The organism is Pseudomonas sp. HD6515, assembly GCF_024971855.1.
In the GTDB taxonomy this organism is placed as follows: Bacteria; Pseudomonadota; Gammaproteobacteria; order Pseudomonadales; family Pseudomonadaceae; genus Aquipseudomonas; species Aquipseudomonas alloputida.
On the sequence record NZ_CP079827.1, the window covers coordinates 3,139,618 to 3,166,310 of the forward strand.

Consider the following 26,693-nt stretch of genomic DNA (forward strand, 5'->3'; position numbering starts at 1 on the left):
CAGGGTACCTGCGATGCTCTTTGTCACGCTGATCAATATGCTGGTGGTGATCCTGGTGGTGATCATTCATTACGAATGCCTGCTGCGCCTGAATGACTGGCTACCTCGGCTCAAGCTCTGGAGCCGCTTTCGCATCGTCGCAGGCGTGTTCGGCGCGCTGCTGGCCCATGCCCTGGAGGTGTGGTGTTTTGCCTTGGCCTATTACCTGATGGCCCATGCCCCAGGCTGGGGTACGCTCAGCGGCAATTTCGACGGCAGTTTCCTGGACTGCGTGTATTTTTCCTTCACCACCTACACCACCATAGGCTTCGGCGATATCGCCCCCACTGGCCACCTCAAGTACCTCACCGGCCTGCAGGCGCTGACGGGCCTGGTGCTGATCACCTGGACCGCCTCGTTCCTGTTCCTGGAAATGCAGAAGTACTGGAAGACCAAGTAAGGCGGGGTCAGGCACGCGACGCTGATGTCCAGCGCCATTGCGCAACTTCAGGCATGTCTTCGCCATGTTCGATGAGGTAGAGCTTGTGCTTCTCCATCGTGGCCCAATAGCGGGCGCGGGCCTGTTCGAGCTGGGGCTGCAAACGTGGCACGCGCTCGAACACATCGAGCAGCAGCTGGTAGCGGTCCAGATTGTTGATGACTGCCATGTCGAATGGCGTGGTGGTTGCGCCCTCTTCGCGAAAGCCCCGGACATGAAACCGTTGCGGATTGGCGCGTTTGTAGATCAGGCGGTGGATGAGCGCCGGATAGCCGTGGAAGGCAAAGATGACCGGTCGATCTTCGGTAAACAGCCCGTTGAAATCGCTGTCGGACAGCCCGTGAGGGTGCTGTTGCGACAGTTGCAGCGCCATGAGGTCGACGACATTCACCACCCTCACACGCACGTCTGGAGCCTGCTCTTGCAGCAGTGTAACCGCCGCCAGTACCTCCAGTGTCGGCACATCGCCCGCGCAGGCAAGCACCACCTCGGGCATCTCGTCGTCATGGCAGGCCCAGCCCCAGCGCCCGATACCTGATTGGCAGTGCACGGCGGCCGCTTCGCAATCGAGCCATTGCCACTCCATCTGCTTACCGGCAACGATCACATTGATGTACCCACGGCTGCGCAGGCAATGCTCAGCCACCGACAACAGGCAGTTGGCGTCAGGTGGCAGATAGATCCGCGCAAGATTGGCCTTCTTGTTTGCCAGCAGGTCGAGCAAGCCCGGGTCCTGGTGCGAGAAACCATTATGGTCCTGCCGCCAGACATGCGAAGTCAGGAGGATATTCAATGAGGCGATCGGCTTGCGCCACGGCACCTCGGCAGCTGTCTTGAGCCATTTGGCATGTTGGTTGATCATCGAATCGACGATATGGATGAAAGCTTCGTAACAGGAAAACAGGCCATGGCGGCCCGTCAGCAGGTACCCCTCCAGCCAGCCCTCGCAGATGTGCTCACTGAGGATCTCCATGACCCGCCCCTGTGCCGAAAGGTGTCTATCATCGCTGGCCCGAGCATCCAGCCACACCTTGTCGGTCACCTCAAATACCGCATCCAGACGGTTGGACGCCGTTTCGTCAGGGCCGAACAGGCGGAAATTCTGCGACGCAAGGCTGTTCTTCATGACATCGCGTACATAACCACCCAGCACTCTGGTCGCCTCGGCCCGCACCTGACCAGGGCCCGGCATCGGCACGCAGTAATCGGCGTAGTGCGGCAAATCCAGGGCCCGCAATAAGAGACCGCCGTTGGCATGGGGGTTCGCGCTCATGCGTCGCCGGCCAGTTGGGGTCAGCGCGGCCAGCTCAGGCAACAACGTACCCTGTGCGTCAAAAAGCTCATGGGGGCGGTAACTTTCCAGCCATTGTTGCAGCTGCATCAGGTGCGGCGGTTTGCCAAGGTCCGCCAACGGCAACTGATGGGACCGCCAGGTGCCCTCTACGCGTTGCCCATCCACGTACCTGGGCCCCGTCCACCCTTTGGGGGTACGAAGAATCAGCACCGGCCACAAGGGCCTGTCGACCACCTGCGGGTCTTCGGCATGCCGCGCGAGGCGCTGGATCTGGCTGATCTTCTCGTAGATGACATCCAGCGTCCTGGCCAACGCGCGATGGACCTCCATCGGCTCGTCACCCTCGACGAAATACGGATCATAGCCATAGCCATACATGAGGCTGGTCAGCTCCTCCTCGCTGATCATCGACAGCACGCTGGGGTTGGCGATCTTGTAACCGTTCAGATGCAAGATGGGCAGCACCGCGCCGTCGCGGGCGGGGTTGAGGAACTTGTTGCAGTGCCAGCTGGCAGCCAGTGGCCCGGTTTCGGCCTCACCATCACCAATGACGCACGCCACGATCAGTTGCGGATTGTCCAGGGCGGCACCATAGGCATGGGCCAGCGAATAGCCCAGTTCGCCCCCTTCGTGAATGGAGCCAGGCACATGGGGGCCGACATGGCTGCCAATGCCATAAGGCCAGGAAAACTGCCGAAAGAGCCGGGCCATTCCAAGTGCGTTGCGCTCGACCGATGGGTTGAGCTCGGTGTAGGTACCGTCGAGGTATGCCTGAGCGACCAGGGCAGGACCGCCGTGGCCAGGCCCCGTGACAAACAGCACATTGAGGCTGTACTGGCGAATCAACCGGTTCAGATGGGTATAGACGAGGTTGAGCCCCGGGGAAGTCCCCCAGTGGCCCAGCAGCCGAGGTTTGACATCGGCCAAGGTCAAGGGCCTGGTCAACAAGGCATTGCCCTGTAGATAGATCTGGCCAACGGTGAGGTAGTTCGCCGCCCGCCAATAGGCGTCCAGGCTTTCGAGCTCTTCAGTACCGGGGAAATCACTCATGCCAGCCTCCTTTCGTCATCGCGCACGGGGCGCTCAAAGGTCTTCGCCGCGAAGATCTTCCTCCCGCCGGCTCTGTTGACGGATCAGCAGTCACAGTTCGTACAGGTGGTCCGACAGCAGGCCCATCAGGTCGTCCGCCGTTGCGATTCCGACCAGCAGACCGAGATCATCGACGACCGGAATGCGTCGGATATTGGCGCGCCGCGGCATAGATGGAGATACCGGGTGGTGCGGTGACCACGTCCCGTTTGCAGTATTTGCCAATGGACATCATGTGCTACCTCCACAGGCGGAGCCTCCTTGCTCCTTGATGCAGTGAGGATGGGTGATCATTTACCGCTCTTGATCGGAATCACCTTTTCCGGATGGATGGCTTCGGCGCGTTTGGGCAGGTGCACCAGCAGCACGCCCTTGTTGAACTGGGCGTTGATCTTCTCGGCGTCGACTTCACGGGGCAGTTGGAAAACCCGTTCGAAGCTGCCGTAATGGCGCTCGGACAGGTGATATGCCTTGCGTTTTTCGTCCACTTCTTCCTGTTTCTCGCCGCGGATCAACAGGTTGCCATTGACGAGCTTGATCTCGATATCCTTGTCGTCCACGCCAGGCAACTCGGCGCTGATGCGGTACTCCTCGGCAAGCTCGCTGATGTCCATGGCCGGCATGCCGTGGGTGAACAGGTCACGCCGCCAGAAAGGTTCGACATCGAACGGTGTTTGGCTGAACGGCATGCGCATCGGCCGCCGTCCAAAATCCTCGAACAGGCTGTCGATCTGACGGCGTAATTGCTGGAAGGGCCGCCACAACTCCGAAGGTTCGACGCTTGGCGGCGAAGCTTTGGTTGGCTGGGTTGCGACGGGGGTAGCAGGCACTTTCTTGGCAACTTCTGACATGGCGTCCTCCTCGAATGAGTAATGCCTCCCAGGGAGACGCTTCGATCATGCGCCGTGGGGCAGCAGCCCATTTGACCTTTATCAACAACGTGAAGTCCCTGCCGCCCGCTGGTTTGATCCTGATCAAAGTGCCGGATTGCCCACGGTCTAGGCTGATTACAGCAAGTCATCCTTACAGTGCGAGGCAGTCATGGACCGCGAGGGTGCCAGCGTTCGCTTGCTCCAGACATTGCCCGGCCTGGGCATCCAGCAATTCGTGCGCCTGGCCCTTTGCAGCCAGCCATGCAGCGAGGCAATGGCTGGCCAGTACTGCGTGCTCAGTGGTCGTACCGAGTGCTGGCCGTGCAGTTACGTGACCCTACCTGGCGTGGCCGGGCAATTTATCGTCAGCACCCAGAGCGCGCAGCCCGTGGGCCGTGCGGGGGAGCTGCTCGACTATTCCGGGCCGCTTGGCAGCGCTTGGCCGTTGCCCCTGCAAAGCACAAGGTTGCTGGCCATCAGTCGCGCCGAAGGCCTGCTGCCCTTGCTGGGTGCGCTGGATGAGATTCGCTGCTGGCTGCCCTGGTTACAATTGCAGCTGTCACATGACGGCATTGCGGCCGAACTGCTGCCAGACGATTGTCGAACCTGGCTGTCGGCACTGTCGCCATTGTCGCGTGACTACAGCAGTGGCTGGTGGCAGACCAGGCATTTGCTGACCACTTTCCGCCCGGACACGGTGTACTGTTGCGCGCCGCCACAGGTGGCGCGCCAAGTGGCACGGTTGTGCTGGCAAACTGGCGTAGCCGCGCAGCGTATCTGGATACGCACAGACCATGTGTCACGCCCGATCTGGGTGGGGCACTCCCCCGAAAGCTGGCCTGTGCAACGCTATGACCGGGTGCTTGCCGCGCTCAAGTGGGCTCCTCCAGGCGGGTCAGGTTGACCAGGCCTTGCATGTCGATGAGCCTGACCTCACGCCCGGCGCACAGCATGAAACCTGCATGGACGAAACGGCTGAACAGTCGGCTGACCGTTTCCTGCGTGAGGTCCAGGTAGTTGGCGATATCACCACGGGACATGGGCAGGTTGAACACATCAGCTTGCAAGCCTCGCGCCTGGTAACGCGCGGACATGCCCAGCAGGAAGATCGCCAACCGCTGTTCGGCACGCCCATGGCAGCAGCGCAGGTGCTCGTCCTTGCCCTGGATCCCCAGGCTGAGCATGTGCAGCAACTGATAGCGCAGCCCTGAAATCTGGCCGGACAGGTCCACCAGTTGGTCCAGCCTGATGGCGCAGACCAGCGAGACTTCCAGGGCAACGGCAAAGCTTCGGTAACAACTGGCACCAATAGCGTCCAGCCCGAGCATTTCCCCCGGCAGGAGGAAGCCGGTCACCCGCTCGGTGCCCTCGGCATCGAGCAGAAAATTCTTGATCGCCCCGGAGCGCAAGGCATACACGTGCTCCATGGGTTCATTGGCCTTGAACAGGTACTCACCCCGCTTCAACGGCCGGTTACGGCGGACAATTCGCTCCAGCTTGGCCACTTCGTCGGCACTGAGGCTGGCTGCCAGGCAAAGCCGGCTCAACGAGCACGCAAGGCACTTGACCTGGAGCTTTGCTCCCATTTCCGCAAGGCCTGACATGATGATGCCTCTGCTTTTTTGCAGGCGTGTATCTATTGAAGTTAGCGGTTCCACTAAACGTTAGCGGTCTGTCCGACCAAGGGTCGGACGCTATCCCCGGCTATACCCGCTTTTTTCTATCGGTTTGACAAGTCATGTGGGAAGCAATTGACAACTGTCAAGTCAGCGATGGGCCCGCTGCCGAAACTGAACTTCCTTGTTCATTCGACACAGAGGACATTGCCATGGCGCCCGCCGAGACTTCCCGTGAGCATAAAACGCCTTCGTTCCCAAAACCTTCGGGTGAATACTGGATCGAAGCCCTTGAAAACGGCGTTCACGTATTGATCAGGCCCTTGCAAGCCCAGGACCGAGAACGCGAAAAGGCCTTCATCGAACGGCTGTCGCCCGAATCGCGGCATTTCCGCTTCCTGTGCCAGCTCAGGGAGCCCGGTGAAGCCATGCTCGACCAGCTGATGAAGGTCGACCAGGATCGCCAGGCGGCTTACGTCGCCCTTGCCCACGTGGATGGCGAATTGCAGGAAGTGGGCATTTCCCGCTACGCCACTGCTAGCGGCAAGGACGAGTGCGAGTGTGCCGTTACCGTCATGGACAGCTGGCAGCACCATGGCTTGGGTCGCCTGCTGCTCAAGCACCTGGTCGACCATGCCCGGGCCAAGGGCTTGCGGCAGATGTATTCGGTCGACGCGGCAGCCAACCATGCGATGCGCGACCTGGCCAAGGCGGCGGGGTTCACCACCGCTGCTGACCCGGATGACCCCAGCCAGGTCATCCACCGGCTCTCCCTGATCTGACCCAAGGCCGCCGCACCCTGACGGGTCAAGGCGCGGCGGCCGACTACGGGAGTCTCCCCATGACCGGCCCTTCGAAGACATTGATGGAAAAACTCTACGGCAAGCAGTATCAGGTCGACACTGCCGATATTGCCCCGGTGCTTCATCAGTACGCCGAACCTTTGCCGGACCTGGATACGCCGGCATTCGCAGCGCTGTTCGACCGCTATGCTGACGCGCGCGTCATCCTGCTGGGCGAGGCAAGCCACGGCAGCAGTGAGTTCTATCGCGCCCGCGCGGCGATCACCCGGCGCCTGATCGAACAGCATGGTTTCAATATCGTTGCCGTCGAGGCTGACTGGCCGGATGCCGGGCATGTCGATCAGTACGTCCGAGGCTTGGCGCACTCGGCGTGGAAACGCCATATTTTCAGCCGTTTTCCTACCTGGATGTGGCGTAATAGCGAAGTCAAAGCCTTCGCCCAATGGCTTCACGGGCACAACCGCCTGCTGCCCACCGACCACCGCGTGGAATTCCGCGGCCTGGATGTCTACAGCCTGCGCAATTCCATCCATGAAGTCCTGGCCTATCTGGACCGGGTCGATCCGCATCTGGCCCATGAAGCCCGCCGCCGTTACGGTTGCCTGACGCCGTGGCAGGACGACCCCGCGCTGTACGGGCACTTTGTCGAGCGCGGTGGCGTCATGCCTTGTGAGCAACCGGTGATCCAGCAGTTGAATGTCATGCTCGCCGAGCAACTGTCAGGGCTTGTCCACAATGATGAAGCCTTCTTCAACGCAACGCAGAACGCCCGTGTAATCATCGCTGCGGAACAGTACTACCGCGCCATTTACCGAGGTTCGACGGCTTCCTGGAATCTGCGCGACCGGCACATGTTCGATACCTTGCACGCACTGCTGGAACACCGTGGTCCCCACGCCAAGGCCGTGGTCTGGGCACACAATTCACACATCGGCAATGCCGGAGCCACGGAAATGGGCTGGAAAGGCCAGTTCACCATCGGCCAGCTTTGCCGCAGCGCTTTCGGGCACGACGCGGTGCTGATCGGCATGGCCACCGACCGCGGCCAGGTGGCCGCCGCCGATGACTGGGACGGCGACATGCAGATCAAGGAAATCCGTCCTTCGCGCAGCGACAGCTGGGAGCACCAGTTCCGCCTCGCAGGCGTGCCAGCCAGCCTGAGCGACTGGCGCGACCCACAGCGCAAGGCGTTGCGCCATGTGTTGTCCACGGCGCTACTCGAACGCGCCATCGGCGTCATCTATCGCCCCGAGAGCGAACGGCTGAGCCACTACTTCGAGGCGGTGCTGGCCGAGCAGTTCGATGCGCTGCTCTGGTTCGAACAGACCCAGCCAGTGACTGCCCTGCCCTTGCCGAAACAACAGCACCTTGAGCCTGAGGACGAAACCTATCCATTTGGTGTATGAGCCTCGGCGAAGCGCTATCAGGCGGATACGCGCTGCAGGGACTTCACAAACCCGTCACCGGCAAGCGCAGTGGCCCCCGTGCCTGCACCGAACAAGCCGATGCGCAACTTGCCAGCTTCATCGTCTGCGTGCGAACTTCACCCCTGCGCTCAGTCATGGGGGGCACTCCGGCAAAGTGCTTGCTGATCAGCTTGCCCCATGAGCGTCATGACTTCCTCGTCCGACGTCTGCGGGAAATCCTGGTACCAATAGCCAACCGAGACCATCCGCTCAGGCACACGCGGGCACACCAGCTCATTCACTTCACCGTACAGCGCTTCGAGCGTTTCTGGCGGTGCGACCGGGACGGCGACGACGATCCGCGCCGGTGACTGGGCTCGTGCAGCCTGTATCGCCGCCCTCATCGTGGCACCGGTCGCCAGGCCGTCATCAACGAGAATCACCACCTGATCCTTGAGTTGCTGGGCTGGCCGCCCTCCCCGGTAAGCCCGCTCGCGCCGCGCCAGTTCCTCGGTTTCCCTGGCAACCACGGCGTCGAACACCGCGCGATCTACCGGATAGGCCCGCAACATGTCGTCATTGAGGAAGGTTACTCCGCCGCTGGCTATCGCCCCCATGGCGAACTCGGGTTGAAACGGCATACCGAGCTTGCGCACCATCAGCAGGTCCAGGCGAACGTTGAGGGCAGTCGCGACTTCATAGGCCACCGGAACACCACCACGCGGCAGTGCAAGCACGATCACGTCGGGCCTGCCGGCATACCGGGCCAGTGGCTCTACCAGGCAACGTCCAGCCTGGGTACGGTCGACAAACACAGTTGGCAAGGCAAGATCATGGGACATGAACACCTCCCGCGCCGCGATGGGCGCCGGTCGTTTCAGCTGCCGATGGGAGCCGTTGATGGCTTCAAGGCGTGGCTGCACGCCCCGCCTCGGGCAGCAGGTCGAACTGCGCGAGGCAACGCTGCTCATCAGCGGGAGTCAGCGCCTTCAGACCGCTCACTTCCTGCATGGGCGTTTCGAACAGGGCCAGGCGCAGCACCCCATTGCGCTCCAGAAAGGTCTGTGCCAGGCACGTGCACACGGGTTTGCCGACCAGCGCAGCGAGCTTGTCATCCTCAGGCACCTCCACCTGGGCCTGCAGGTTGGCCGTGCAATTCTCCACGATCTGCGCCACGGAGCGCCCCGCCAGCCACACGGTGCCAGCACCGAGTAGGACCAGGAGCAGCAACACGCTTATCAAAGTGTTCGATTCCCGGGTGATTGAACGCAGCAACGCCAGCCTGGCCTGCCAACCCGTCTGCTGGCCATTGAAAATGGCCTTGCCGACCGTGCGCTTGACGCCCCGCTGCACCGCCCACCCCAGCGCGACACTCAACGCCAGCAGGCCAAGGAGTACCGCCGGATCACGCATGGGCATGCGCCAGCTAGCGCTTAAGGCGCGATAGACGGACGCGGCGACGAGTAAAGCGACGATGGTCACGATCCAACCCAGGCTGCCCCTGGGCCTGTGCAACCAGGCCCGCAGTTTCGCCCTTGCTTGTGTACTCATGATTCACCTCCCGCGCCCGGCTAGCGCACAGGGTCGATGGCAACCGTTTCCTGATACTCAGGCACGCACACCTGCCAGCCGAGTTCGAGGCTGATTCGCCGCCGTAAGGTGTCGGCAGCGTGTGGCTCACCATGAATGACATAGGTCTGACGGGGTGGCCGGGTGAACCCGCGCAACCATTCCATGATTTCATCGGCATCGGCGTGCGCAGAAAGATTCTCCATCGCATGCACCTGTGCACGGATGGGCACATCCTCGCCGTGCAACCTCACACTGTGGGCGCCCGCGACGATATCGGCACCCCGCGTCCCCCCGGCTTGAAAGCCCGAGAACAGGATGCTGTTGCGTGGGTTGGGGGCTAGCGCCTTCAGGTGGTGAAGCACCCGTCCGCCGGTCGCCATGCCACTGGCGGCGATGATCACTGCGGGCTCGCGCAGCTGGTCCAGTTGCCTGGACTCATCGACTGTCCGGACGATGTGCGTGCCTCTGCACATGGCGGCGCACTCGGCTGCGGTCAGCCGATGCTCACTGCGGTACTGCTGGTACAAGGCGGTGGCGTCGGTGGCCATCGGGCTGTTCAGGTAGACCGGGACATCAGGGATCAACCGGTCGCGCTTGAGCGTGTACAGGTAATACATGAGCAGTTGGGCACGGCCGACGGCGAACGAGGGTACCAGGGTAATCCCGTGGCGCAGGAGCGTTTCGTTGATGACCTTGGCCAGGTACTGCTCGGTCGATTCGGCGGGATGCTGGCGGTCCCCATAGGTAGACTCGATCAACAGCACGTCCGCCGTCCTGACCAGCTCAGGCGCACGCATGATCGGATCCTGAGGGCGGCCGAGGTCACCCGAAAACAGCACGGTCTGCCCTTCGGCGCTGATCTGGACCGTGGCTGCCCCCAGAATATGTCCGGCGGTACGCAACAGTAACTCCATGCCCTCTGCGATCGTGGTCACCTGATGTAACGCCACGGGCCGAAACAGTGCCAGGGCACGTTTGGCATCCTGCTCGGTATAGAGCGGTTGCGCCGGCGCATGCTTGGAGTAACCGTGGCGATTGGCATGTTCGGCCTGCTCTTCCTGCAGCCGTGCACTGTCGAGCAGGAGGATTTCCGCCAAGGCGCACGTCGCCGGCGTGGCGTAGATCGGCCCGCGGTAGCCTTCCCGAACCAGCACCGGTAGATAACCGCTGTGGTCAAGGTGGGCGTGGGTCAGCACCACCGCATCAAGCGCCCGCAGCGCCGGGGGCAGTGGCTGCCAGTTGCGCAGGCGCAGTTGCTTGAAACCCTGGAAGAGTCCGCAGTCGACCAATACCCGCGTGCTGTCACGGGTCAACAGGAATTTGCTGCCGGTCACGGTGCCGGTGCCGCCAAGAAATGTCAGTTGCATGGCCAAGGCTCCCAACTTTCGGCTATTTGGGGATGAACGGCGAGCACGCTGCACGGTGGGCGGCTGACGATACGCTCGGTGGTGTCTCCCAACAGTTTGTCCAGGCCTTTGGGTTGCACCACGCCCATCACCACCGCGTCGATGTCCAGGGCCGCGACCTGTTCACGGATCACCTGTACCGGGCCTCCTTCCATGAAATGTCGGCGGTCAGGCGCGACGCCTTCGGCATCGGCCAGCGCTTCGAAAGGTTCCTGCAGTGCCTCGCGCATCTCGTCGATCCACGCCTGGGTGACATTCATGTCCGAGGCAAATACCCCTGCCAGGTTGTAGGCCGATAGCAGATGCAGGTGCGCGTCACACTGCAACGCCAGCGCCTGGGCAGCACGAACCAGACCACGATTGAAGCACGCCTGAACGGCAGGCGTCTCACTGAACGCCGTATCCACTGCGACCAGCACACGCCGCGGCAATGAGATGGCCCCCGCCGGCACGAAATGGCTGACGCCTTTGAAACCTCGCATCAGCGCACAATCCAGTGGGGTGCCGAACACGCGCACCAGGGCCGACGCGGCTTCGCTGTCCTTGATGACCATATCGGGCTGCAGTTCACTGATGTAATCGATCGCCTGGCTGCGGATATCCTCCGCATTCAGGCTGTCGACCGTCAGCGTTATACCGCTGCCGCGATGCCGCTCGACCAATCCCGTCAACTGAGCGCGATAGTGCTCGTACTGGCGCTTGATATCGGCCTCGTTCAGCCGCTCTTCGCGCAGAAGGTGCTCCTCGCTTGGCTCGAACAAGCCCAGTACATGCACGCTGGCGCCGCTGACATGCGCCAAGGCAAGGGCTCTGCGCAAAGCGGCGGAATGCGGTTCTACCTCGGTCAGCAGCACCAGCAATTGTCGATATTGCCCCATGGTGAACCTCCGCGCTTTCGTGAGTGGGCGTGATGCTGACGATATTCCGCGCGCAGGATCGCTGCTGCTTGATGCAGATCAGAAAACCGCTACCCAGGCTGAACTTGATGATTGTCAGAACCGAAACGGCCCGCCACGTTAAAACGGCTGCACCAGGTACTGATCAAGCAACGGGAGGCGTCATGAACGGGCAGCAAACAGCACAGCCACAGACCTGCGAACACTGGGTCGAAAACCTCGAGGACGGTTCGGCGGTGCTGATCCGCCCACTGCGCGAGGAAGACCGCGAACGGGACAAGCGTTTTCTGAGCACCATCGCTTATGAATCACGGCGTTTTCGTTTCATTGCCGGGCTCAGCGGCGGCTTGCCTAGCTTGGACACGCAAGACATGCCCGTGGACTATCACCAGCGCATGGCCTATGTCGCCTTGGTTCATGTAGACGGTCAATTGCAACAAATCGGCGTCAGCCGCTATGCAGGCATACCTGGCAGTCAGCGGTGCGAATGTGCAGTGGCGGTCAGCGAAGACTGGCAGCGCAAGGGGTTGGGCAAGCGCCTGATGCAACACCTGATTGAAGCCGCACGGCGCAATGGCTTTCAGTGCATGGTCTCCAGGGATCTGGCCAGCAACTATGCCATGCACCGGCTGGTCAAGGCACTGGGCTTCACCTCACGCTACCCTGGCGGCGATGTGAGCGAGATCCTGCACGAACTTGACCTGCGGCCTTGAAAAAACAAGGCCCTTGCGGGCCTTGTGCTTCAGCCTTTGGAGCGCTCTGGAGAAATCACCAGCACACTGCTGGACAACCGATGCAAAACGCGCTCGGCAGTACTGCCGATGAACCAGCCGATGCCATGGTGGTGATAGCTGCCCATGACCAGCACGTCGATATCATTGTTATCCATGAACATGGCCAGGGCCTTTGCCGGGTCGCCGATGCGCATATGGCGGTGTTCGACGGCGATCCCGTTGCGTTCGGCAAGCTCTTGGAAGGCAGCGCTCTGAACGTCATGCAAGGTCTGGGCACGGTTCGAATCGAACAGGAACGAATGTTCCCGGCTGCCGCCGGCGTCCAGGTACATGGAACCCAGGTCGTAGGTGTACAGCAATTCGATCTGGGCATTGCACTGCAAGGTCAGCTTCAGCGCTTCGCTGATGATCTGGTCGTTGAAACCTTCAAACTGATCCTCAGGCCTGGACAGGTCCACCGCCGCCAGAATCCTGCGTGGCAACGCATGGCTCGCCTTGTGTACCAAGTGCAAGGGTATTCGCGTTTCGCGCAGCAGCTGGATATCCAGCGAGGTGAACATTGCGCGCATCCACCAAGGCTCATGCTCGAGCTCTTTGATCAGCATGGCAAACGGTTGCTCACGCAAGTGAATCAGGATCTCATTCAAGGGCTGCTGCACCCACACCACCTCGGTTGTGACGGTGACACCATTGCGCCGCATCGGCAACGCCTGGGTTTCCAGCCATGCCCGGTGCTGCTGCACGTAACCCTCGCGCATGACTGCGAGCGCTTGATCATTCACCAAGCCCGCCGTGGCAAGCCCTTCCACGTAGTCGAAAGCGACGATGTGCAGCGCCATCCCCTTGGCCTTGGCCAGCGCAGCGGCCCGGTCATAGGCCGGGGTTCGGCGCATCAGGGGGGAGGCGATCAGCAGCAGTCTTTGCGGAGTTTCCATGGCACACCTCTGAGGTTGCAATACGTAGGTAAAGCATCTGCCACCTACGTGTTGCGAACTTGATGTTTATCAACTGGAGGCACCTACCGACCAGTGGCATTGCCCATGGCGCAAGAACTTGACGCGGATCAATACCTCGGGACTTCGCCGGCGCACCCTGTACCCAGATCACAGCCACTTCAGGCCCCGCAGGCGTGCCATGGCGACACCGTCCTGAGTTTCACCTGCACTGCCGGCAGGGACGCCTTCATTCTGCATTGTCTACCGATACATGCTTTGGAGGCCCTGATGAACGTTTACGTGGAGAAGAACACAGAGCAGGGACGCTGTTGGGTACACATGGATGACTGGCGGGTGGGTTTCAGGACGGCTGCCGAAGCCGAGCGGTTTGTCGAACGGCTTACAAGCCGCCTCAATGCCCCCCACTCGCGTGACATGCTTGCTGATTGGTCGCCCCATGCCGGGGTGACCGTCGGGCTCGGTGCGCGTCATGGCGCAGGGGCCCAAAGCGGCCTCCAAAATGCGAAGGAGGCCTGAAAATGCCTGGCCAGCTGAAGGTCACCCTGCTCGACTCACCCAACGCATTGTCCAAGGCAAACCCTATTCACCTGAAACCGCTGGTGAACCACTGCATGGATTGCCGGGTCAGCGGCCTGTGCCTCCCCACGGGTCTGCCGGTTGACGACAACAGCTGCCTGGGCGCGTTGATAGGCCCACGCATGCGCATTCGCAAGGGTGCCGCGCTGTTCAATGCCAACGATCCGCTGTCCATGCTCTATGCCGTACGTTGCGGCAGTTTCAAGACCAGCCTGAACACCGCCGAGGGGCAAGGCGTGGTGATCAACTTCTGGATGCCGGGCGATGTACTCGGCCTCGATGCCATTGCCACAGAGCACCATGTCTGTGACGCCATTGCCCTGGAAGACAGCGAAGTCTGCCCCGTCCCCTATCGTCGCTTGCAAACCCTGGCGCGTGAGTTTCCGGAGCTGCAGCAGAGCCTTAATCGCTTGATGAGCCGCGAGATCGTGCGTGAGCACGGGCGCGTGCTGATGCTGTGCAACCTGACAGCAGAACAGCGGCTGGCCAGCTTCCTGGTGGGGCTCTCCAGACGCTTCGTCAGCCGCGGTTACTCTGCGCATGGCTTCATGTTGCGCATGTCTCGTGAAGACATGGCTTCGTACCTGGGGTTACGCCTGGAAACCGTGTGCCGATCCGTCGCCCGTCTTCGCGTGCTGGGTATCGTCGACCTGCATGGCAGATTGGTAGAAATTCTCGATATGCCTGCACTCATGGCACTGGAACAAGGTGGCGGGGAATGTGAGGTCAAGGTCCCGCTAAAGGCACCATGCTCGACGCCTTGAATGTTGGCCACGGCGCTGTGGCGCTGGGTATCGGCATGCTGGTGGGGCTGGAGCGCGAGCGTAAGAAGGGGCGTAACGAAGACCACGCGGCCGCCGGGCTCAGGACCTTCGCCATCACTGCATTGCTGGGCTACGTCAGCATGTTGCTGGCAGGTGCGGTGCTGGTCGCGGTGGCGAGTCTGGGCTTGGTGCTGATGCTCTGCATGCACTACCGCAGACATGCCGATAAAGACCCTGAAGTGACCAGTGAAATTGCCCTGCTGCTGGTGCTGACACTCGGAGCGCTTAGCCTTCATGAGCCTGAGCTCGCCGCAGCGGTGGGCGTGGTGCTCACCGTGCTGTTGGCGCTGCGACGCGAACTGCATCATTTCGTGCTGCAACAATTGAGCGAGGAAGAGTTGCGCGATGGCCTGATGTTGTCCACGGTGGCCTTGGTGGTACTGCCGCTGACACCGGACCAGTTTCTAGGCCCCTACAACATACTCAACCCGCGCACGATTTGTAACCTGGTGGTCTTGCTGATGGCCGTGGGTGCTTTAGGACACATCGTCATGCGCCTGATGGGACCTCGCTATGGCCTGCCCTTGAGCGCGATCGCATCGGGCTTTGCTTCAAGTTCTGCCACCATTGCCCTGCTTGCGCACCGCGTCAGACAGCAAGGCGCTGCTGCCAGGCCATTTGCCGGCGCTGCCGTATTGTCCAATCTCGCCAGCATCACCCAATTTGCACTGGTGCTGAGCATCGTCGACCGTCGCTTGCTCGACCCTTTCTGGTCATCGATCGCGCTGGGGGCACTGGTCACACTCGTGTATGGCGTGCTTCTGCTAGCACCTTGGCGTGCTGCTCATGGAGGATCCGCCACACATCCGGGCGATGGCGCGTTCAGTCTCTGGACAGCACTGGCGATCACCGCTGCGATAACCGGCATCGCCTTGTTCTCGGCATTTCTGCTTCAGCTTCTGGGCCCCAATGGCGTCAATCTCGCGGCTTTCGTCGGCGGCCTGGCCGATGCTCATGCGGCCACGGCCTCGATCGCCTCGTTGGTCGCTGCCGGACGAATCAGTGCGAATGAAATCGTCATACCGGGGTTGCTCGCATTGACGGGGAACACATTGAGCAAATGTGTTCTGGCCTTGAGCAACGGAGGTTTCAGCTTTTCGCGATACCTCATTCCAGGGCAACTGCTCATCCTGGGGGCAATGTGGTTGGGGTTGCTCCTATAGGGACACAAGAACTGCCTGCTGGTAGTAGGTGACTTACCCTCAAGCCAACCCGCCAAAACGCTTGTAGAAACTCTCGCTCACATCCGGCAATGGGCCATCTGCTGTTTCCAGTGCTGCATTCAACCATTCTTCGGCTTTGGCAAACACCAGTCGGTAGAGGTTACGGCACAACTGCCGCGCAGCCCTTCCCTCCCAGTCCCCTGGCAGCAGTTCGTCAGGCAGTTGCGGGTCGCGCAGCAGCAGGCGGCGGTACTCGTGAATCAGCAGCGTGCGTGCCAGGAAGCAATCTTGAGCATCCAGCAACGGCTGCTCTTTCAAACCTTGCCACAGCGGCCTGAACAGCTGGATAAACTCACTGTATTGCTGCCCCAGTTCGTCGATACGCCAGCTTTCCCGCACCTGGGCGCGCATCGCCTTGGACGCGAGCACCTCCTGGGTGTGGGTGTCGAAGACGATACTGTCGTCGCCGGCCTCAAGGTCACGCAACGTGGCCACCAGGTCGGCACGGTCTGCCCGTGGGCAACCTAGCAGGTTCGGCGCCATGACACCAAACCCCTGCCACTCCAGCTCTTCACGCACGGCCTTGCGTTTACCTGCCTCGAGTTGCGACAGCAACACCAGCGTCCAGGCCCCGTCCCAGGCTGGCTGGCTTGGGCTATAGACGCGCTTGAAAGCTTTTTCGAAACGCCGACGGCCAGTGCCTGTCAGGCTGTAATAACTGCGTCGACCCACCTTTTCTGCAGTGAGCCAACCTTCTTTGGTCAGGCGAAAGATCGACGTGCGAATCAGCCGTTCATTGATGCCGATCGGTTCCAGCAGGTTGATCAGGCTACCGAGCCAGACTGTACCGCCGTGCGGCTCGATGGCATCGCCGTACAACGTGATGATCAGGGAACTGGCGCGGATCGGCGTCTGTTCCTGAAAACGGGTGATCAAGTGGTTCAGTGGGGCAAGAGTGCTCATGGGCGAACTGTGCGCGGATAAAGCACCGACTATACCTGTGCGGTGGGCCGCCTGGCCATTGCGTGTCGCTGCCAGGCTCATGCGCTCGCCTGGCCCTTGGGCCTGACCCCGGTGTCTTCCATGCGCGGGCGTCCCGGCTCTGCCTCGGCCAGCGGCGGGCATTCGACCATGCTGTTCATGCAGCGCTGCGCCAGGTGCTGGTACTCCGCCGTCCCGCGCTGTTTCCAGGCCAGCTCCTGATCGGTCAGTGGGCGTTTGACCTGGGCTGGCGACCCCATCACCAGGCTCTGCGCCGCGCATTCGAAGCCTGCCTTGACGAAGGCAGTGGCCGCGACAATGCAACGTGGTGCTACATGGGCGCCATCCATCACCACGGCGTTCATGCCGACCAACGCGTCTTCGCCCACTCGGCAGCCGTGCAGCACGGCGCCATGGCCGATGTGCCCGTTACGCTCTACTACGGTGTCGCCCCCCGGGAAACCGTGCATCACGCAGGTGTCCTGCAAGTTGGCACCCTCCTCCAGCACGATGCGGCCGAAATCGCCCCTGAGCGATGCCAGTGGGCCGATGTAGCAGCGGGGTCCAACGATGACGTCGCCGATCAGGACTGCACTGGGGTGCACGTAGGCTGTCGGGTGAACCACGGGCGTCAGGCCGTCCAGTCGATAGCAAGGCATGGCATCACTCCTGAAATGATTTGAAATTTCTTTCGATCTTGTATCAGAAGCTGTTTGGTCGTCAATCGTGTATCACTTGTGTTGATTTGATTCTGCCAGGCAAAAACCAGCGTTAAATACCAGAAAATAACCAGATGAACCGATTCTTCTGCAGGCATTGCTCTGCGGCTTTGGCCGCTGGAAAATAAAAAAGAGATACGCGAATACATTTTGAAACTTGCATTGATGTATCACATAGAGCATATACTGACCTCACCTGGTCGTGATCCCGCATTACGCCCCTGCAAACAATTCCAAAAAATGCCGGCCACGCGATGTGCCGTGCGTGCAGCCAGAGGAACCCGACATGCCGCGATATATCGATGTGCAGGCGCCCGAACACGGCGTTCAGCTCATTACCCTGCAACGGCCCGAGGCCTTGAATGCCCTGTGCACCGAGCTACTGGCAGAACTGGCTGCTGCGCTGCAGGCTGCCGGGGACGACGAGCATGTCCGGGCCACAGTGATTACCGGCAGTGCCAAAGCATTCGCCGCAGGCGCCGACATCCGCGAGATGGCTGATCGCGACCTGGTCGGCATCCTCAATGACCCGCGCGTAGCGCATTGGCAAAGCATCGCCGCATTCGCCAAACCGCTGATTGCCGCAGTCAACGGCTATGCCCTGGGTGGCGGCTGTGAACTGGCAATGTGCGCCGACATCGTCATCGCCGGTACCGACGCCCGTTTCGGCCAGCCGGAAATCAACCTTGGCATCATCCCCGGTGCTGGCGGCACCCAGCGCCTGTTGCGTGCCGTCGGTAAGCCGTTGGCCATGCAGATGGTACTGACGGGGGAAGCCATCACTGCCCACCGCGCCCAGCAGGCCGGCCTGGTCAGCGAAATCACCCAGCCCGAACTCACCGTAGAACGCGCCATGCAGGTTGCCCGCAGCATCGCCGCCAAAGCGCCGCTGGCCGTGCGCCTGGCCAAGGAGGCGTTACTGAAGGCCGGTGATACCGACCTGGCCAGCGGCCTGCGCTTCGAGCGCCATGCCTTCACCCTGCTGGCTGGCACCGCCGACCGCGATGAAGGCATCCGCGCCTTCCAGGAAAAGCGTCAAGCCCGTTTCCAGGGGCGCTGACCATCATTCTCTCGACTGACGGAGCGAGTCTGTCATGACTTTCCAGCACATCCTGTTTTCCATCGAGGACGGCGTTGCCTTCCTTTCATTGAACCGCCCCGAGCAGCTGAACAGCTTCAATACGGCCATGCATCTGGAGGTGCGCGAAGCGCTCAAGCAAGTGCGCCAAAGCAGTGACGCGCGGGTGCTGCTGCTGACGGCTGAAGGCCGCGGCTTCTGCGCCGGGCAGGACCTGTCCGACCGCAACGTTGCCCCAGGCGCCGAAATGCCGGACCTGGGCCAATCGATCGACAAGTTCTACAACCCGCTGGTACGCACCCTGCGCGACCTGCCTTTGCCGGTGATCTGTGCGGTCAACGGCGTGGCGGCCGGTGCCGGTGCCAACATTCCCTTGGCCTGCGACCTGGTGCTGGCCGCCCGCTCGGCCAGTTTCATCCAGGCCTTCTGCAAGATCGGCCTGGTGCCGGACTCCGGTGGTACCTGGCTGCTGCCGCGCTTGGTCGGTATGGCCCGGGCCAAGGCGCTGGCCATGCTGGGCGAGCGCCTTGGCGCCGAACAGGCCGAGCAATGGGGGTTGATCCACCGCGTGGTGGATGATGCCGCGCTGCGTGACGAAGCCCTCACCCTCGCCCGCCAGCTCGCCGCCCAGCCCACCTACGGCCTGGCACTGATCAAGCGCAGCCTCAATGCCAGTTTCGACAACGGTTTTGAGGCGCAGCTGGAGCTGGAGCGAGACCTGCAGCGCCTGGCCGGGCGCAGCGAGGACTACCGCGAAGGCGTGAGCGCCTTCATGAACAAACGCACGCCAGCCTTCAAGGGGCGCTGAACATGGGCGCACTCGCAAGCAATGTGCAGGTGGCGGTGATCGGTGCCGGCGCCATGGGCGCCGGTATCGCCCAGGTCGCGGCCCAGGCCGGCCACCCCGTCAAACTCTACGACAACCGCCCGGGTGCTGCCGCCCAGGCGGTGACGGGTATCGATCGCCAACTGGCCCGGCTGGTGGACAAAGGAACGTTGCCGGCCGCTGAACGCGAAGCGATCAATGCCCGCCTGTGCCCGGTCGATACACTCGACGCCTTGGCAGATGCCGGCCTGGTCATTGAAGCCATCGTCGAAAACCTGCAGGTGAAGCAGGCGTTGTTCGGCCAGCTCGAAACCCTGTGCGCAGCCGACTGTATCCTTGCCAGCAACACTTCGTCACTGTCCATCACCAGCCTCGCCGCTGGCCTTGAACGCCCGCAGCACCTGGTCGGTATGCACTTTTTCAACCCGGCACCGCTGATGGCGCTTGTCGAGGTGGTGTCGGGCCTGGCAACCGACCCGGCAGTGGCCGCACGCATCTACGCCACTGCCCAGGCCTGGGGCAAGCAGCCGGTCCATGCGCGCTCTACACCGGGTTTCATCGTCAACCGTGTAGCGCGGCCGTTCTATGCCGAAAGCCTGCGCCTGATGCAGGAAGGTGCCGCCGATTGCGCCAGCCTGGATGCGCTGATGCGTGACGCTGGCGGCTTTCGCATGGGGGCGTTCGAGCTGACCGACCTGATTGGCCATGACGTCAATTACGCTGTCACGTGTTCAGTATTCGATGCTTTCTATGGCGATTTCCGCTTCCAGCCTTCGCTGGTGCAGAAGGAACTGGTGGACGCCGGTCGCCTGGGGCGCAAGACCGGCCAAGGCTTCTATCGCTATGCCGAAGGCGTCGAGCGCCCGCAGCCGGCGGAACTGCACAGCTCCGCCTGCGCAGAGGCCTGCGCGGTCGAGGGCAACCTGGGGGTGATGCAACCGCTGGTCGAGCGCCTGCGCCAAAGCGGCATTGCCGTGACCCAGCGCGCCGGTAGTGGCTTGATTCAGGTGGGCGATGCCACCCTGGCCCTGTCCGATGGCCGCCTGGCCAGCCAGCGCGCCCGCGAAGACGGCCTGCGCAACCTTGTGCTGCTCGACCTGGCGCTGGACTACAGCAGCGCCACCCGCCTTGCCATCAGTTGGTCCGCCGATACCACTGACAGCGCCCGCGACCAAGCCGTAGCCTTGCTGCAGCGTGCCGGCCTGAAAGTGACCGGTGTCGCCGACCTGCCCGGCCTGGTGGTACTGCGCACCGTGGCAATGCTCGCCAACGAGGCCGCCGATGCGGTGCTTCAGGGCGTCGGCAGCGCCGCCGGCATCGACCTGGCCATGCGCGCTGGCGTCAATTACCCCTGCGGCCCGCTGGCCTGGGCGGCGAACATCGGTATTGCCCATACCCTGCGCGTGCTCGACAACCTGCAGCGCAGCTACGGCGAGAGCCGCTACCGCCCTTCCCTGTTATTGCGCCGCTGTGAAGCCAAAGGAGGCACCCTGCATGACTGAAGTGCAACTGGCACAAGCCTGTGCCGACGCCATGTACGCCCGCGACCCGGCCACTCAGGGCCTGGGCATCAGCCTGCTGGATGCCGGCCCAGGCCGGGCCAGCCTGCGCATGGCGGTACGTGCCGACATGATCCAGGGGCATGGCACCTGCCATGGCGGTTTCCTGTTCGCGTTGGCCGATTCGGCGTTCGCCTTCGCCTGCAATAGCTACGACCAGGCCACGGTGGCGCTGGGCTGCACCATCGACTACCTGGCCCCGGCGCTGCGCGATGACGTGCTCACCGCCCACGCCAGCGAAGTCAGCCGCAAAGGCCGCACCGGCCTGTACGACGTGCGCATCGACAACCAGCGCGGTGAGCTGGTGGCGATGTTCCATGGCAAATCCTACAAAGTGCGCGGCACCGTGCTGGCGCAGGAGACGCAAGATGAATGAACCGACCCACGCCGATGCCTTGATCATCGACGCCGTGCGTACCCCCATTGGCCGCTATGCCGGGGCCCTGAGCAGCGTGCGCGCCGACGACCTGGCGGCCATCCCGCTCAAAGCCTTGATCCAGCGTCACCCCGAACTGGACTGGAAAGCCATTGATGACGTTATCTTCGGCTGTGCCAACCAGGCCGGCGAAGACAACCGCAACGTGGCCCACATGGCGAGCCTGCTGGCCGGGCTGCCACTCGAAGTACCAGGGACCACGATCAACCGCCTGTGCGGTTCCGGCCTGGATGCCATCGGCAATGCGGCACGTGCCCTGCGCTGCGGTGAAGCGGGGCTCATGCTGGCCGGTGGTGTAGAGTCCATGTCGCGTGCGCCGTTTGTGATGGGTAAGTCGGAACAGGCATTCGGCCGTGCGGCCGAGCTGTTCGACACCACCATCGGCTGGCGTTTCGTCAACCCGCTGATGAAGGCCGCCTACGGCATCGATTCGATGCCGGAAACCGCCGAAAACGTGGCTGAACAGTTCGGCATCTCGCGCGCCGATCAGGATGCCTTTGCCCTGCGCAGCCAGCACAAAGCCGCAGCAGCTCAGGCCTGCGGCCGCCTGGCGCGGGAAATCGTGCCGGTCGAAATCCCGCAACGCAAAGGCCCAGCCAAAGTGGTCGAGCATGACGAGCACCCGCGCGGCGACACGACCCTGGAGCAGCTGGCTCGGCTCGGGACGCCGTTTCGTGAAGGCGGCAGCGTAACGGCGGGTAATGCCTCCGGCGTGAATGACGGCGCTTGCGCCCTGCTGCTGGCCAACAGCGCCGCGGCCCGCCGCCATGGGTTGAAGGCCCGCGGTCGCATCGTCGGCATGGCGGTGGCCGGGGTTGAGCCCAGGCTGATGGGTATTGGTCCGGTGCCTGCGACCCGCAAGGTGCTGGCGCTCACCGGCCTGGCACTGGCTGACCTGGATGTCATCGAACTCAATGAGGCCTTTGCCGCCCAAGGGCTGGCCGTGTTGCGCGAACTGGGCCTGGCCGACGACGACCCACGCGTCAACCGCAACGGCGGCGCCATCGCCCTGGGCCATCCACTGGGCATGAGCGGTGCTCGATTGGTGACCACTGCCTTGCACGAGCTTGAAGAAACGGCCGGCCGCTACGCCCTGTGCACCATGTGCATCGGTGTAGGTCAAGGCATCGCCATGATCATCGAGCGCCTCTGAGCGGTTCGGGCCCTGCGCTTGTTACCGAACTGAACGCAGCCGTATATGCTGCCTCCATGACACTCACCGCGTGGCCTGCAACCGCTGGCGCGCGGCGTACAAGAACAATTCGAGTGAAGCCATGAACATGTACCATGATGCCGATCGTGCCCTGCTGGACCCGATGGAAACCGCCAGCGTCGACGCCCTGCGCCAGCACCAGCTGGAGCGTCTGCGCTGGAGCCTGAAGCACGCCTACGACAATGTGCCGTTGTACCGCCAGCGCTTTGCCGAGAGCGGCGCCCACCCCGATGACCTCAAGTGCCTGGAAGACCTGGCGAAGTTCCCCTTCACCGGCAAGAACGACCTGCGCGACAACTACCCCTACGGCATGTTCGCCGTGCCCCAGGAAGAAGTGGTGCGCCTGCATGCCTCCAGTGGCACCACCGGCAAGCCGACGGTGGTCGGCTACACCCAGAACGATATCGACACCTGGGCCAACGTGGTTGCCCGTTCGATTCGTGCGGCCGGCGGGCGCAAAGGTGACAAGGTGCATGTGTCCTACGGCTACGGGCTGTTCACTGGCGGGCTCGGCGCGCACTACGGCGCTGAGCGCCTGGGCTGCACCGTGATCCCCATGTCCGGTGGCCAGACCGAAAAGCAGGTGCAGCTGATTCGCGACTTCCAGCCCGACATCATCATGGTCACCCCGTCCTACATGCTCAACCTGGCTGATGAAATCGAGCGCCAGGGCATCGACCCCCACCACCTCAAGCTGCGCCTGGGCATTTTTGGTGCCGAGCCGTGGACCGACGAGCTGCGCCGTTCAATTGAGCAGCGCCTGGGCATCAATGCCCTCGATATCTATGGCCTGTCGGAGATCATGGGCCCCGGCGTGGCGATGGAGTGCATCGAGACCAAAGACGGCCCGACCATCTGGGAAGACCACTTCTATCCCGAGATCATCGACCCTGCCACCGGCGAGGTACTGCCGGATGGCCAGCTGGGCGAGCTGGTATTCACCTCGCTGAGCAAAGAGGCATTGCCGATGGTGCGCTACCGCACCCGTGACCTCACCCGGCTGCTGCCCGGCACCGCTCGGCCAATGCGGCGGATCGGCAAGATCACCGGCCGCAGTGACGACATGCTGATCATTCGCGGGGTCAATGTGTTCCCGACCCAGATCGAGGAACAGGTCCTAAAAATAAAACAGCTTTCAGAGCTGTATGAGATCCATCTGTATCGCAATGGAAACCTGGACAGTGTCCAAGTGCATGTGGAACTGCGCGCAGAGTGCCAGCACCTTGACGAAGGCCAGCGCAAGCTGGTCGTCGGGGAGTTGACCAAACAGATCAAGACTTACATCGGCATCAGCACCCAGGTGCACCTGCACCCCTGCGGCACGCTCAAGCGCTCCGAGGGCAAGGCGTGCCATGTGTTCGACAAACGGTTGGCCAGCTGACCCAATCGGCTGCCATTTCGGCCCCGGCATTGCCCGGGGCCTTTTTTTTGCCTGCGTTCCCTCGGGCACGCGATGCAGGCGCAGCCTTGTGCCGAGAGTGGGCTGCAACAGCCCCTTGGCCGGCAATGTGATACACAAATATCACTTGATACACATAAATGTGTTTGACGTTATGTTTTGTATCGCTTACAAATGACTCATGCCTTAGCAGGAGTCGCAGCACATGTACGCACAGCTAGTGGAAACCGGAGTCAAGCGCGTCAAGACGCTGGAAGAAATGTCCCCCGAGGAACGCAACTTCCAGGAAAAGATCGACGCCGAAATCAAGATCGAAGCCAAGAACTGGATGCCCGAGGCCTACCGCCAGACCCTCATCCGGCAGATCTCCCAGCACGCCCACTCTGAAATCGTCGGCATGCTGCCTGAAGGCAACTGGGTTACCCGTGCCCCAAGCCTCAAGCGCAAACTGCAGCTGATGGCCAAGATTCAGGACGAAGCCGGTCACGGCCTGTACCTGTACAGCGCCATGGAAACCCTGGGGGCTGACCGCGACGAAGAGATCGACAAACTGCACAGCGGCAAGGCCAAGTACTCGAGCATCTTCAACTACCCCACCCTCAGCTGGGCCGACATGGGCGCTGTGGGCTGGCTGGTGGATGGCGCCGCCATCGTCAATCAGGTGGTGCTGCAGCGCACCTCTTACGGCCCCTACTCCCGCGCGATGATCCGTATCTGCAAGGAAGAGAGCTTCCACCAGCGGCAGGGCTACGAAATGCTCCTGACCATGATGCGCCAGGGCACCCAAGCCCAGCGCGACATGGTTCAGGACGCCATCAACCGCCTGTGGTGGCCGGCGCTGATGATGTTCGGCCCGAGCGATGAACACTCGCCCAACAGCGCCCAGTCGATGGCCTGGAAGATCAAGCGCCAGACCAACGACGAACTGCGCCAGCGCTTCATCGACCAGACCGTGCCGCAGCTGGAGCTGCTTGGCTGCACTGCGCCTGACCCTGAGCTGAAGTGGAACGCCGAGCGCGGCCACTACGACTTTGGCGAAATCCAGTGGGACGAGTTCTACGAAGTGATCAAGGGCAATGGCCCGTGCAACCTGGAACGTGTCGCCACCCGGCGCAAGGCCATCGAGGATGGCGCCTGGGTACGCGAGGCCGCCGTGGCCTATGCGCGCAAGCAACAGAACAAGAACGCCGCCTGAGCGGCGATTGATGCGGAGATCGAAAATGTCTGTCTGGACCCTCTACGAAGTGTTCGTGCGCAGCAAGCACGGCCTTAACCACAAGCATGTCGGCAGCGTGCACGCCGCCGATGCCGCCATGGCCATCGAGAACGCCCGCGAGCTCTACACCCGCCGTAGCGAAGGTGTGAGCCTGTGGGTGGTACCATCGGCGCTGATCACCGCCTCCTCCCCCGACGAGAAAGACCCGCTGTTCGCCCCCTCGGACGACAAGGTCTATCGCCATGCCAGCTTCTACGAGCTGCCCGACGAAGTCGGACACATGTGAGGTGGGCCATGCATAAAGAAGCCCTTATCCCCTATCTGCTGTTGCTCGGCGACAGCGCCCTGGTCCAGGGCCAGCGCCCCTGTGAGTGGTGTGGCCGCGCCCCGGCCATCGAGGAAGAGCTGGCCCTGATGAACGTCGGCCTCGATCTGGTCGGCCAGGCCCGCAACTGGCTGGAGTATGCCGCCGAGCTACTCGACGATGGCCGGGATGCCGATGCCCTGGCGTTCCGCCGTGACGAGCGCGCCTACCGCAACCTGCTGCTGGTTGAGCAACCCAACGGTGATTTTGCCGTGACCATGACCAAGCAGTTCCTTTACGACGCGTGGCACTTCGCCGTGCTGCAGGAGCTGGTCGAGTCCAGCGACGCGCGAATCGCCGGGATTGCCGCCAAGGCCCTGAAGGAAGTCACCTACCACCTGCGCCGGTCCAGCGAATGGGTACAACGCCTGGGCGGTGGTACCGATGCCAGCCGCCAGCGCATGCTTGCCGCTATCCCGGTGCTGTGGCGCTTCACCGTTGAACTCACCGCTGGCAGCGACAACGAAGTCCGTCTGGCCGAATGCGGTATCGGCGCCGATCCAGCTACCGTCGGCGCCACCTGGCTGAAGCAGGTCACCGCGACGTTTGCTTCGGTCGAACTGCCGCTGCCCAAGGCCGCCAGCCACTTCTACCTGGATGGCCGCAAAGGCCTGCACACCGAGCATCTGGGCCTGCTGCTGGCCGAAATGCAGTTCCTGCCAAGGGCCTACCCCGATGCAACCTGGTGAACTGATTGCCGGCGACCGCGGCGCGCGGGCACAGCAAGGCGACGACCTGGCTCGTGCCTGGGCGGTATTGGGCCAGGTCATGGACCCTGAAGTGCCGGTGGTCAGCGTGGTCGACCTGGGGATCGTGCGCGATGTCGATTGGCGCGCCGGCCACCTGCACCTGGTGGTCACCCCGACCTACTCTGGCTGCCCGGCCACCGAAGTCATCGAAGGGGATATCCGCCAGGCGCTGGAACAGGCCGGTTTCACCGCGCCAGACCTGGAGCGCCGGCTGACCCCGGCCTGGAGCACCGACTGGATCAGCGAACTGGGCCGCGAGCGCCTGCGCGCATATGGCATTGCGCCGCCGCAAGGCAGCGCCAGCAAGCGCAGCCTGCTCGGCGAAGCCCCCCAGGTGTGCTGCCCGCAATGCGGCAGCGCCCATACCGAATTGCTCAGCCAGTTCGGCTCCACGGCCTGCAAGGCGCTGTACCGCTGCCGCGAGTGCCTGGAGCCATTCGACTATTTCAAATGCATTTGAGCCGTGGA

30 protein-coding genes are annotated in these 26,693 nt (G+C 62.2%); 18 read left to right on the top strand and 12 right to left on the bottom strand.

The annotated features are described in order from the left end of the window. Window positions 1–13: 13 nt before the first annotated feature. Complete coding sequence (locus KW568_RS14470; RefSeq protein WP_004374587.1) at window positions 14–439, top strand: potassium channel family protein; 426 nt, start codon at window positions 14–16, stop codon at window positions 437–439. 7 nt (window positions 440–446) lie between these two features. Here KW568_RS14470 and KW568_RS14475 read toward each other — a convergent pair whose 3' ends face one another. The 3 genes from KW568_RS14475 to KW568_RS14485 form a co-directional block, all read right to left on the bottom strand. Continuing rightward, window positions 447–2,822, bottom strand: coding sequence for a phosphoketolase (locus KW568_RS14475; protein WP_004374585.1), 2,376 nt, complete (start codon window positions 2,820–2,822; stop codon window positions 447–449). A 90-nt stretch (window positions 2,823–2,912) separates the two neighbouring features. Next, window positions 2,913–3,032, bottom strand: a complete 120-nt coding sequence (locus KW568_RS14480; protein WP_004577364.1) for a CBS domain-containing protein — start codon at window positions 3,030–3,032, stop codon at window positions 2,913–2,915. Window positions 3,033–3,151: 119 nt separating this feature from the next. Continuing rightward, the gene (locus KW568_RS14485; protein ID WP_004374581.1) at window positions 3,152–3,712 is read right to left on the bottom strand and encodes an Hsp20/alpha crystallin family protein; all 561 of its coding nucleotides are present in this window, start codon (window positions 3,710–3,712) and stop codon (window positions 3,152–3,154) included. Between the two features lie 190 nt (window positions 3,713–3,902). Between KW568_RS14485 and KW568_RS14490 the strand changes: the two genes are divergently transcribed. Then, on the top strand, window positions 3,903–4,637 hold the full coding sequence (locus tag KW568_RS14490; protein WP_004577365.1) for a hypothetical protein: 735 nt from the start codon (window positions 3,903–3,905) through the stop codon (window positions 4,635–4,637). Here the strand turns inward: KW568_RS14490 and KW568_RS14495 are convergent. After that, a complete protein-coding gene (locus KW568_RS14495) occupies window positions 4,606–5,337 on the bottom strand; it encodes a transcriptional regulator FNR (RefSeq protein WP_004374575.1) in 732 nt (243 codons plus the stop codon). The genes KW568_RS14490 and KW568_RS14495 overlap by 32 nt on opposite strands. A gap of 224 nt (window positions 5,338–5,561) precedes the next feature. Between KW568_RS14495 and KW568_RS14500 the strand changes: the two genes are divergently transcribed. Both KW568_RS14500 and KW568_RS14505 read left to right on the top strand, forming a co-directional pair. Further along, the gene (locus tag KW568_RS14500) at window positions 5,562–6,131 is read left to right on the top strand and encodes a GNAT family N-acetyltransferase (protein WP_004577366.1); all 570 of its coding nucleotides are present in this window, start codon (window positions 5,562–5,564) and stop codon (window positions 6,129–6,131) included. Between the two features lie 59 nt (window positions 6,132–6,190). Further along, window positions 6,191–7,558 carry an erythromycin esterase family protein gene (locus KW568_RS14505; RefSeq protein ID WP_004577367.1) on the top strand — a complete coding sequence of 456 codons (1,368 nt, stop codon included), beginning with the start codon at window positions 6,191–6,193 and terminating at the stop codon, window positions 7,556–7,558. A gap of 149 nt (window positions 7,559–7,707) precedes the next feature. Here KW568_RS14505 and KW568_RS14510 read toward each other — a convergent pair whose 3' ends face one another. The 4 genes from KW568_RS14510 to KW568_RS14525 form a co-directional block, all read right to left on the bottom strand. Then, window positions 7,708–8,400 carry a phosphoribosyltransferase gene (locus KW568_RS14510; protein WP_033727052.1) on the bottom strand — a complete coding sequence of 231 codons (693 nt, stop codon included), beginning with the start codon at window positions 8,398–8,400 and terminating at the stop codon, window positions 7,708–7,710. Between the two features lie 64 nt (window positions 8,401–8,464). Continuing rightward, entirely contained in the window at window positions 8,465–9,109 is a 645-nt protein-coding gene (locus KW568_RS14515) for a hypothetical protein (protein WP_232435460.1), read from the bottom strand. Window positions 9,110–9,129: 20 nt separating this feature from the next. After that, window positions 9,130–10,497, bottom strand: a complete 1,368-nt coding sequence (locus KW568_RS14520; RefSeq protein WP_004577370.1) for an MBL fold metallo-hydrolase RNA specificity domain-containing protein — start codon at window positions 10,495–10,497, stop codon at window positions 9,130–9,132. Continuing rightward, entirely contained in the window at window positions 10,488–11,414 is a 927-nt protein-coding gene (locus tag KW568_RS14525; protein WP_004577371.1) for a universal stress protein, read from the bottom strand. The genes KW568_RS14520 and KW568_RS14525 overlap by 10 nt, the downstream gene beginning before the upstream one ends. A 182-nt stretch (window positions 11,415–11,596) precedes the next feature. Here KW568_RS14525 and KW568_RS14530 point away from each other — a divergent pair, with 182 nt between their 5' ends. Further along, window positions 11,597–12,145 (top strand): GNAT family N-acetyltransferase, encoded by a 549-nt coding sequence (locus KW568_RS14530; protein ID WP_004374560.1) that lies wholly within the window; start codon window positions 11,597–11,599, stop codon window positions 12,143–12,145. 29 nt (window positions 12,146–12,174) lie between these two features. On the opposite strand, the gene KW568_RS14535 is transcribed toward KW568_RS14530, so the two are convergent. Next, on the bottom strand, window positions 12,175–13,101 hold the full coding sequence (locus tag KW568_RS14535; RefSeq protein ID WP_004577372.1) for a universal stress protein: 927 nt from the start codon (window positions 13,099–13,101) through the stop codon (window positions 12,175–12,177). Between the two features lie 288 nt (window positions 13,102–13,389). On the opposite strand from KW568_RS14535, the gene KW568_RS14540 reads away from it, so the two are divergent. From KW568_RS14540 to KW568_RS14550, 3 genes are read left to right on the top strand one after another with little or no spacing between them, the layout of a single operon-like run. After that, entirely contained in the window at window positions 13,390–13,638 is a 249-nt protein-coding gene (locus KW568_RS14540) for a hypothetical protein (RefSeq protein WP_019751531.1), read from the top strand. A 2-nt stretch (window positions 13,639–13,640) separates the two neighbouring features. Next, window positions 13,641–14,462: a Crp/Fnr family transcriptional regulator FnrC gene (fnrC, locus tag KW568_RS14545; RefSeq protein ID WP_004577374.1), complete on the top strand. Its 822-nt coding sequence runs from the start codon at window positions 13,641–13,643 to the stop codon at window positions 14,460–14,462. Next, on the top strand, window positions 14,447–15,685 hold the full coding sequence (locus KW568_RS14550) for a DUF4010 domain-containing protein (protein ID WP_004577375.1): 1,239 nt from the start codon (window positions 14,447–14,449) through the stop codon (window positions 15,683–15,685). The genes fnrC and KW568_RS14550 overlap by 16 nt, the downstream gene beginning before the upstream one ends. 39 nt (window positions 15,686–15,724) lie before the next feature. Here KW568_RS14550 and paaX read toward each other — a convergent pair whose 3' ends face one another. From paaX to KW568_RS14565, 3 genes are all read right to left on the bottom strand, one after another. Next, window positions 15,725–16,648 carry a phenylacetic acid degradation operon negative regulatory protein PaaX gene (paaX, locus tag KW568_RS14555; protein ID WP_004374548.1) on the bottom strand — a complete coding sequence of 308 codons (924 nt, stop codon included), beginning with the start codon at window positions 16,646–16,648 and terminating at the stop codon, window positions 15,725–15,727. A 77-nt stretch (window positions 16,649–16,725) separates the two neighbouring features. Continuing rightward, on the bottom strand, window positions 16,726–17,325 hold the full coding sequence (gene paaY, locus KW568_RS14560; protein WP_004374546.1) for a phenylacetic acid degradation protein PaaY: 600 nt from the start codon (window positions 17,323–17,325) through the stop codon (window positions 16,726–16,728). Next, on the bottom strand, window positions 17,298–17,534 hold the full coding sequence (locus tag KW568_RS14565; RefSeq protein ID WP_140400497.1) for a hypothetical protein: 237 nt from the start codon (window positions 17,532–17,534) through the stop codon (window positions 17,298–17,300). The genes paaY and KW568_RS14565 overlap by 28 nt, the downstream gene beginning before the upstream one ends. A gap of 137 nt (window positions 17,535–17,671) precedes the next feature. Between KW568_RS14565 and paaF the strand changes: the two genes are divergently transcribed. From paaF to paaD, 10 genes are all read left to right on the top strand, one after another. After that, complete coding sequence (paaF, locus tag KW568_RS14570) at window positions 17,672–18,445, top strand: 2,3-dehydroadipyl-CoA hydratase PaaF (protein ID WP_004577376.1); 774 nt, start codon at window positions 17,672–17,674, stop codon at window positions 18,443–18,445. Between the two features lie 34 nt (window positions 18,446–18,479). Beyond that, on the top strand, window positions 18,480–19,271 hold the full coding sequence (gene paaG / locus KW568_RS14575) for a 2-(1,2-epoxy-1,2-dihydrophenyl)acetyl-CoA isomerase PaaG (protein WP_004374541.1): 792 nt from the start codon (window positions 18,480–18,482) through the stop codon (window positions 19,269–19,271). A gap of 2 nt (window positions 19,272–19,273) precedes the next feature. Further along, the gene (gene paaH, locus KW568_RS14580) at window positions 19,274–20,791 is read left to right on the top strand and encodes a 3-hydroxyacyl-CoA dehydrogenase PaaH (protein ID WP_004577377.1); all 1,518 of its coding nucleotides are present in this window, start codon (window positions 19,274–19,276) and stop codon (window positions 20,789–20,791) included. Beyond that, the gene (paaI, locus tag KW568_RS14585; protein ID WP_004374538.1) at window positions 20,784–21,224 is read left to right on the top strand and encodes a hydroxyphenylacetyl-CoA thioesterase PaaI; all 441 of its coding nucleotides are present in this window, start codon (window positions 20,784–20,786) and stop codon (window positions 21,222–21,224) included. Before paaH ends, paaI begins: the two co-directional genes overlap by 8 nt. Further along, on the top strand, window positions 21,217–22,437 hold the full coding sequence (gene pcaF, locus KW568_RS14590) for a 3-oxoadipyl-CoA thiolase (protein WP_004577378.1): 1,221 nt from the start codon (window positions 21,217–21,219) through the stop codon (window positions 22,435–22,437). The genes paaI and pcaF overlap by 8 nt, the downstream gene beginning before the upstream one ends. A gap of 121 nt (window positions 22,438–22,558) precedes the next feature. Beyond that, window positions 22,559–23,878, top strand: coding sequence for a phenylacetate--CoA ligase PaaK (gene paaK / locus KW568_RS14595; protein WP_004577379.1), 1,320 nt, complete (start codon window positions 22,559–22,561; stop codon window positions 23,876–23,878). 223 nt (window positions 23,879–24,101) lie between these two features. Then, on the top strand, window positions 24,102–25,091 hold the full coding sequence (gene paaA, locus KW568_RS14600) for a 1,2-phenylacetyl-CoA epoxidase subunit PaaA (RefSeq protein WP_004374531.1): 990 nt from the start codon (window positions 24,102–24,104) through the stop codon (window positions 25,089–25,091). A gap of 25 nt (window positions 25,092–25,116) precedes the next feature. Continuing rightward, window positions 25,117–25,398, top strand: coding sequence for a 1,2-phenylacetyl-CoA epoxidase subunit PaaB (gene paaB, locus KW568_RS14605; protein ID WP_004374528.1), 282 nt, complete (start codon window positions 25,117–25,119; stop codon window positions 25,396–25,398). Between the two features lie 8 nt (window positions 25,399–25,406). Continuing rightward, window positions 25,407–26,165 (top strand): 1,2-phenylacetyl-CoA epoxidase subunit PaaC, encoded by a 759-nt coding sequence (gene paaC, locus KW568_RS14610; RefSeq protein ID WP_004577380.1) that lies wholly within the window; start codon window positions 25,407–25,409, stop codon window positions 26,163–26,165. Further along, on the top strand, window positions 26,152–26,685 hold the full coding sequence (gene paaD, locus KW568_RS14615) for a 1,2-phenylacetyl-CoA epoxidase subunit PaaD (protein ID WP_004577381.1): 534 nt from the start codon (window positions 26,152–26,154) through the stop codon (window positions 26,683–26,685). The genes paaC and paaD overlap by 14 nt, the downstream gene beginning before the upstream one ends. The last annotated feature ends 8 nt before the right edge of the window (window positions 26,686–26,693 follow it).

Excerpts from the sequence above, each read along its gene's own strand:
- KW568_RS14470 (WP_004374587.1), top strand. The coding sequence starts at position 14 with ATGCTCTTTGTCACGCTGATCAATATGCTGGTGGTGATCCTGGTGGTG.
- KW568_RS14475 (WP_004374585.1), bottom strand. The coding sequence starts at position 2,822 with ATGAGTGATTTCCCCGGTACTGAAGAGCTCGAAAGCCTGGACGCCTAT.
- KW568_RS14480 (WP_004577364.1), bottom strand. The coding sequence starts at position 3,032 with ATGCCGCGGCGCGCCAATATCCGACGCATTCCGGTCGTCGATGATCTC.
- KW568_RS14485 (WP_004374581.1), bottom strand. The coding sequence starts at position 3,712 with ATGTCAGAAGTTGCCAAGAAAGTGCCTGCTACCCCCGTCGCAACCCAG.
- KW568_RS14490 (WP_004577365.1), top strand. The coding sequence starts at position 3,903 with ATGGACCGCGAGGGTGCCAGCGTTCGCTTGCTCCAGACATTGCCCGGC.
- KW568_RS14495 (WP_004374575.1), bottom strand. The coding sequence starts at position 5,337 with ATGTCAGGCCTTGCGGAAATGGGAGCAAAGCTCCAGGTCAAGTGCCTT.
- KW568_RS14500 (WP_004577366.1), top strand. The coding sequence starts at position 5,562 with ATGGCGCCCGCCGAGACTTCCCGTGAGCATAAAACGCCTTCGTTCCCA.
- KW568_RS14505 (WP_004577367.1), top strand. The coding sequence starts at position 6,191 with ATGACCGGCCCTTCGAAGACATTGATGGAAAAACTCTACGGCAAGCAG.
- KW568_RS14510 (WP_033727052.1), bottom strand. The coding sequence starts at position 8,400 with ATGTCCCATGATCTTGCCTTGCCAACTGTGTTTGTCGACCGTACCCAG.
- KW568_RS14515 (WP_232435460.1), bottom strand. The coding sequence starts at position 9,109 with ATGAGTACACAAGCAAGGGCGAAACTGCGGGCCTGGTTGCACAGGCCC.
- KW568_RS14520 (WP_004577370.1), bottom strand. The coding sequence starts at position 10,497 with ATGCAACTGACATTTCTTGGCGGCACCGGCACCGTGACCGGCAGCAAA.
- KW568_RS14525 (WP_004577371.1), bottom strand. The coding sequence starts at position 11,414 with ATGGGGCAATATCGACAATTGCTGGTGCTGCTGACCGAGGTAGAACCG.
- KW568_RS14530 (WP_004374560.1), top strand. The coding sequence starts at position 11,597 with ATGAACGGGCAGCAAACAGCACAGCCACAGACCTGCGAACACTGGGTC.
- KW568_RS14535 (WP_004577372.1), bottom strand. The coding sequence starts at position 13,101 with ATGGAAACTCCGCAAAGACTGCTGCTGATCGCCTCCCCCCTGATGCGC.
- KW568_RS14540 (WP_019751531.1), top strand. The coding sequence starts at position 13,390 with ATGAACGTTTACGTGGAGAAGAACACAGAGCAGGGACGCTGTTGGGTA.
- fnrC (WP_004577374.1), top strand. The coding sequence starts at position 13,641 with ATGCCTGGCCAGCTGAAGGTCACCCTGCTCGACTCACCCAACGCATTG.
- KW568_RS14550 (WP_004577375.1), top strand. The coding sequence starts at position 14,447 with ATGCTCGACGCCTTGAATGTTGGCCACGGCGCTGTGGCGCTGGGTATC.
- paaX (WP_004374548.1), bottom strand. The coding sequence starts at position 16,648 with ATGAGCACTCTTGCCCCACTGAACCACTTGATCACCCGTTTTCAGGAA.
- paaY (WP_004374546.1), bottom strand. The coding sequence starts at position 17,325 with ATGCCTTGCTATCGACTGGACGGCCTGACGCCCGTGGTTCACCCGACA.
- KW568_RS14565 (WP_140400497.1), bottom strand. The coding sequence starts at position 17,534 with ATGTATTCGCGTATCTCTTTTTTATTTTCCAGCGGCCAAAGCCGCAGA.
- paaF (WP_004577376.1), top strand. The coding sequence starts at position 17,672 with ATGCCGCGATATATCGATGTGCAGGCGCCCGAACACGGCGTTCAGCTC.
- paaG (WP_004374541.1), top strand. The coding sequence starts at position 18,480 with ATGACTTTCCAGCACATCCTGTTTTCCATCGAGGACGGCGTTGCCTTC.
- paaH (WP_004577377.1), top strand. The coding sequence starts at position 19,274 with ATGGGCGCACTCGCAAGCAATGTGCAGGTGGCGGTGATCGGTGCCGGC.
- paaI (WP_004374538.1), top strand. The coding sequence starts at position 20,784 with ATGACTGAAGTGCAACTGGCACAAGCCTGTGCCGACGCCATGTACGCC.
- pcaF (WP_004577378.1), top strand. The coding sequence starts at position 21,217 with ATGAATGAACCGACCCACGCCGATGCCTTGATCATCGACGCCGTGCGT.
- paaK (WP_004577379.1), top strand. The coding sequence starts at position 22,559 with ATGAACATGTACCATGATGCCGATCGTGCCCTGCTGGACCCGATGGAA.
- paaA (WP_004374531.1), top strand. The coding sequence starts at position 24,102 with ATGTACGCACAGCTAGTGGAAACCGGAGTCAAGCGCGTCAAGACGCTG.
- paaB (WP_004374528.1), top strand. The coding sequence starts at position 25,117 with ATGTCTGTCTGGACCCTCTACGAAGTGTTCGTGCGCAGCAAGCACGGC.
- paaC (WP_004577380.1), top strand. The coding sequence starts at position 25,407 with ATGCATAAAGAAGCCCTTATCCCCTATCTGCTGTTGCTCGGCGACAGC.
- paaD (WP_004577381.1), top strand. The coding sequence starts at position 26,152 with ATGCAACCTGGTGAACTGATTGCCGGCGACCGCGGCGCGCGGGCACAG.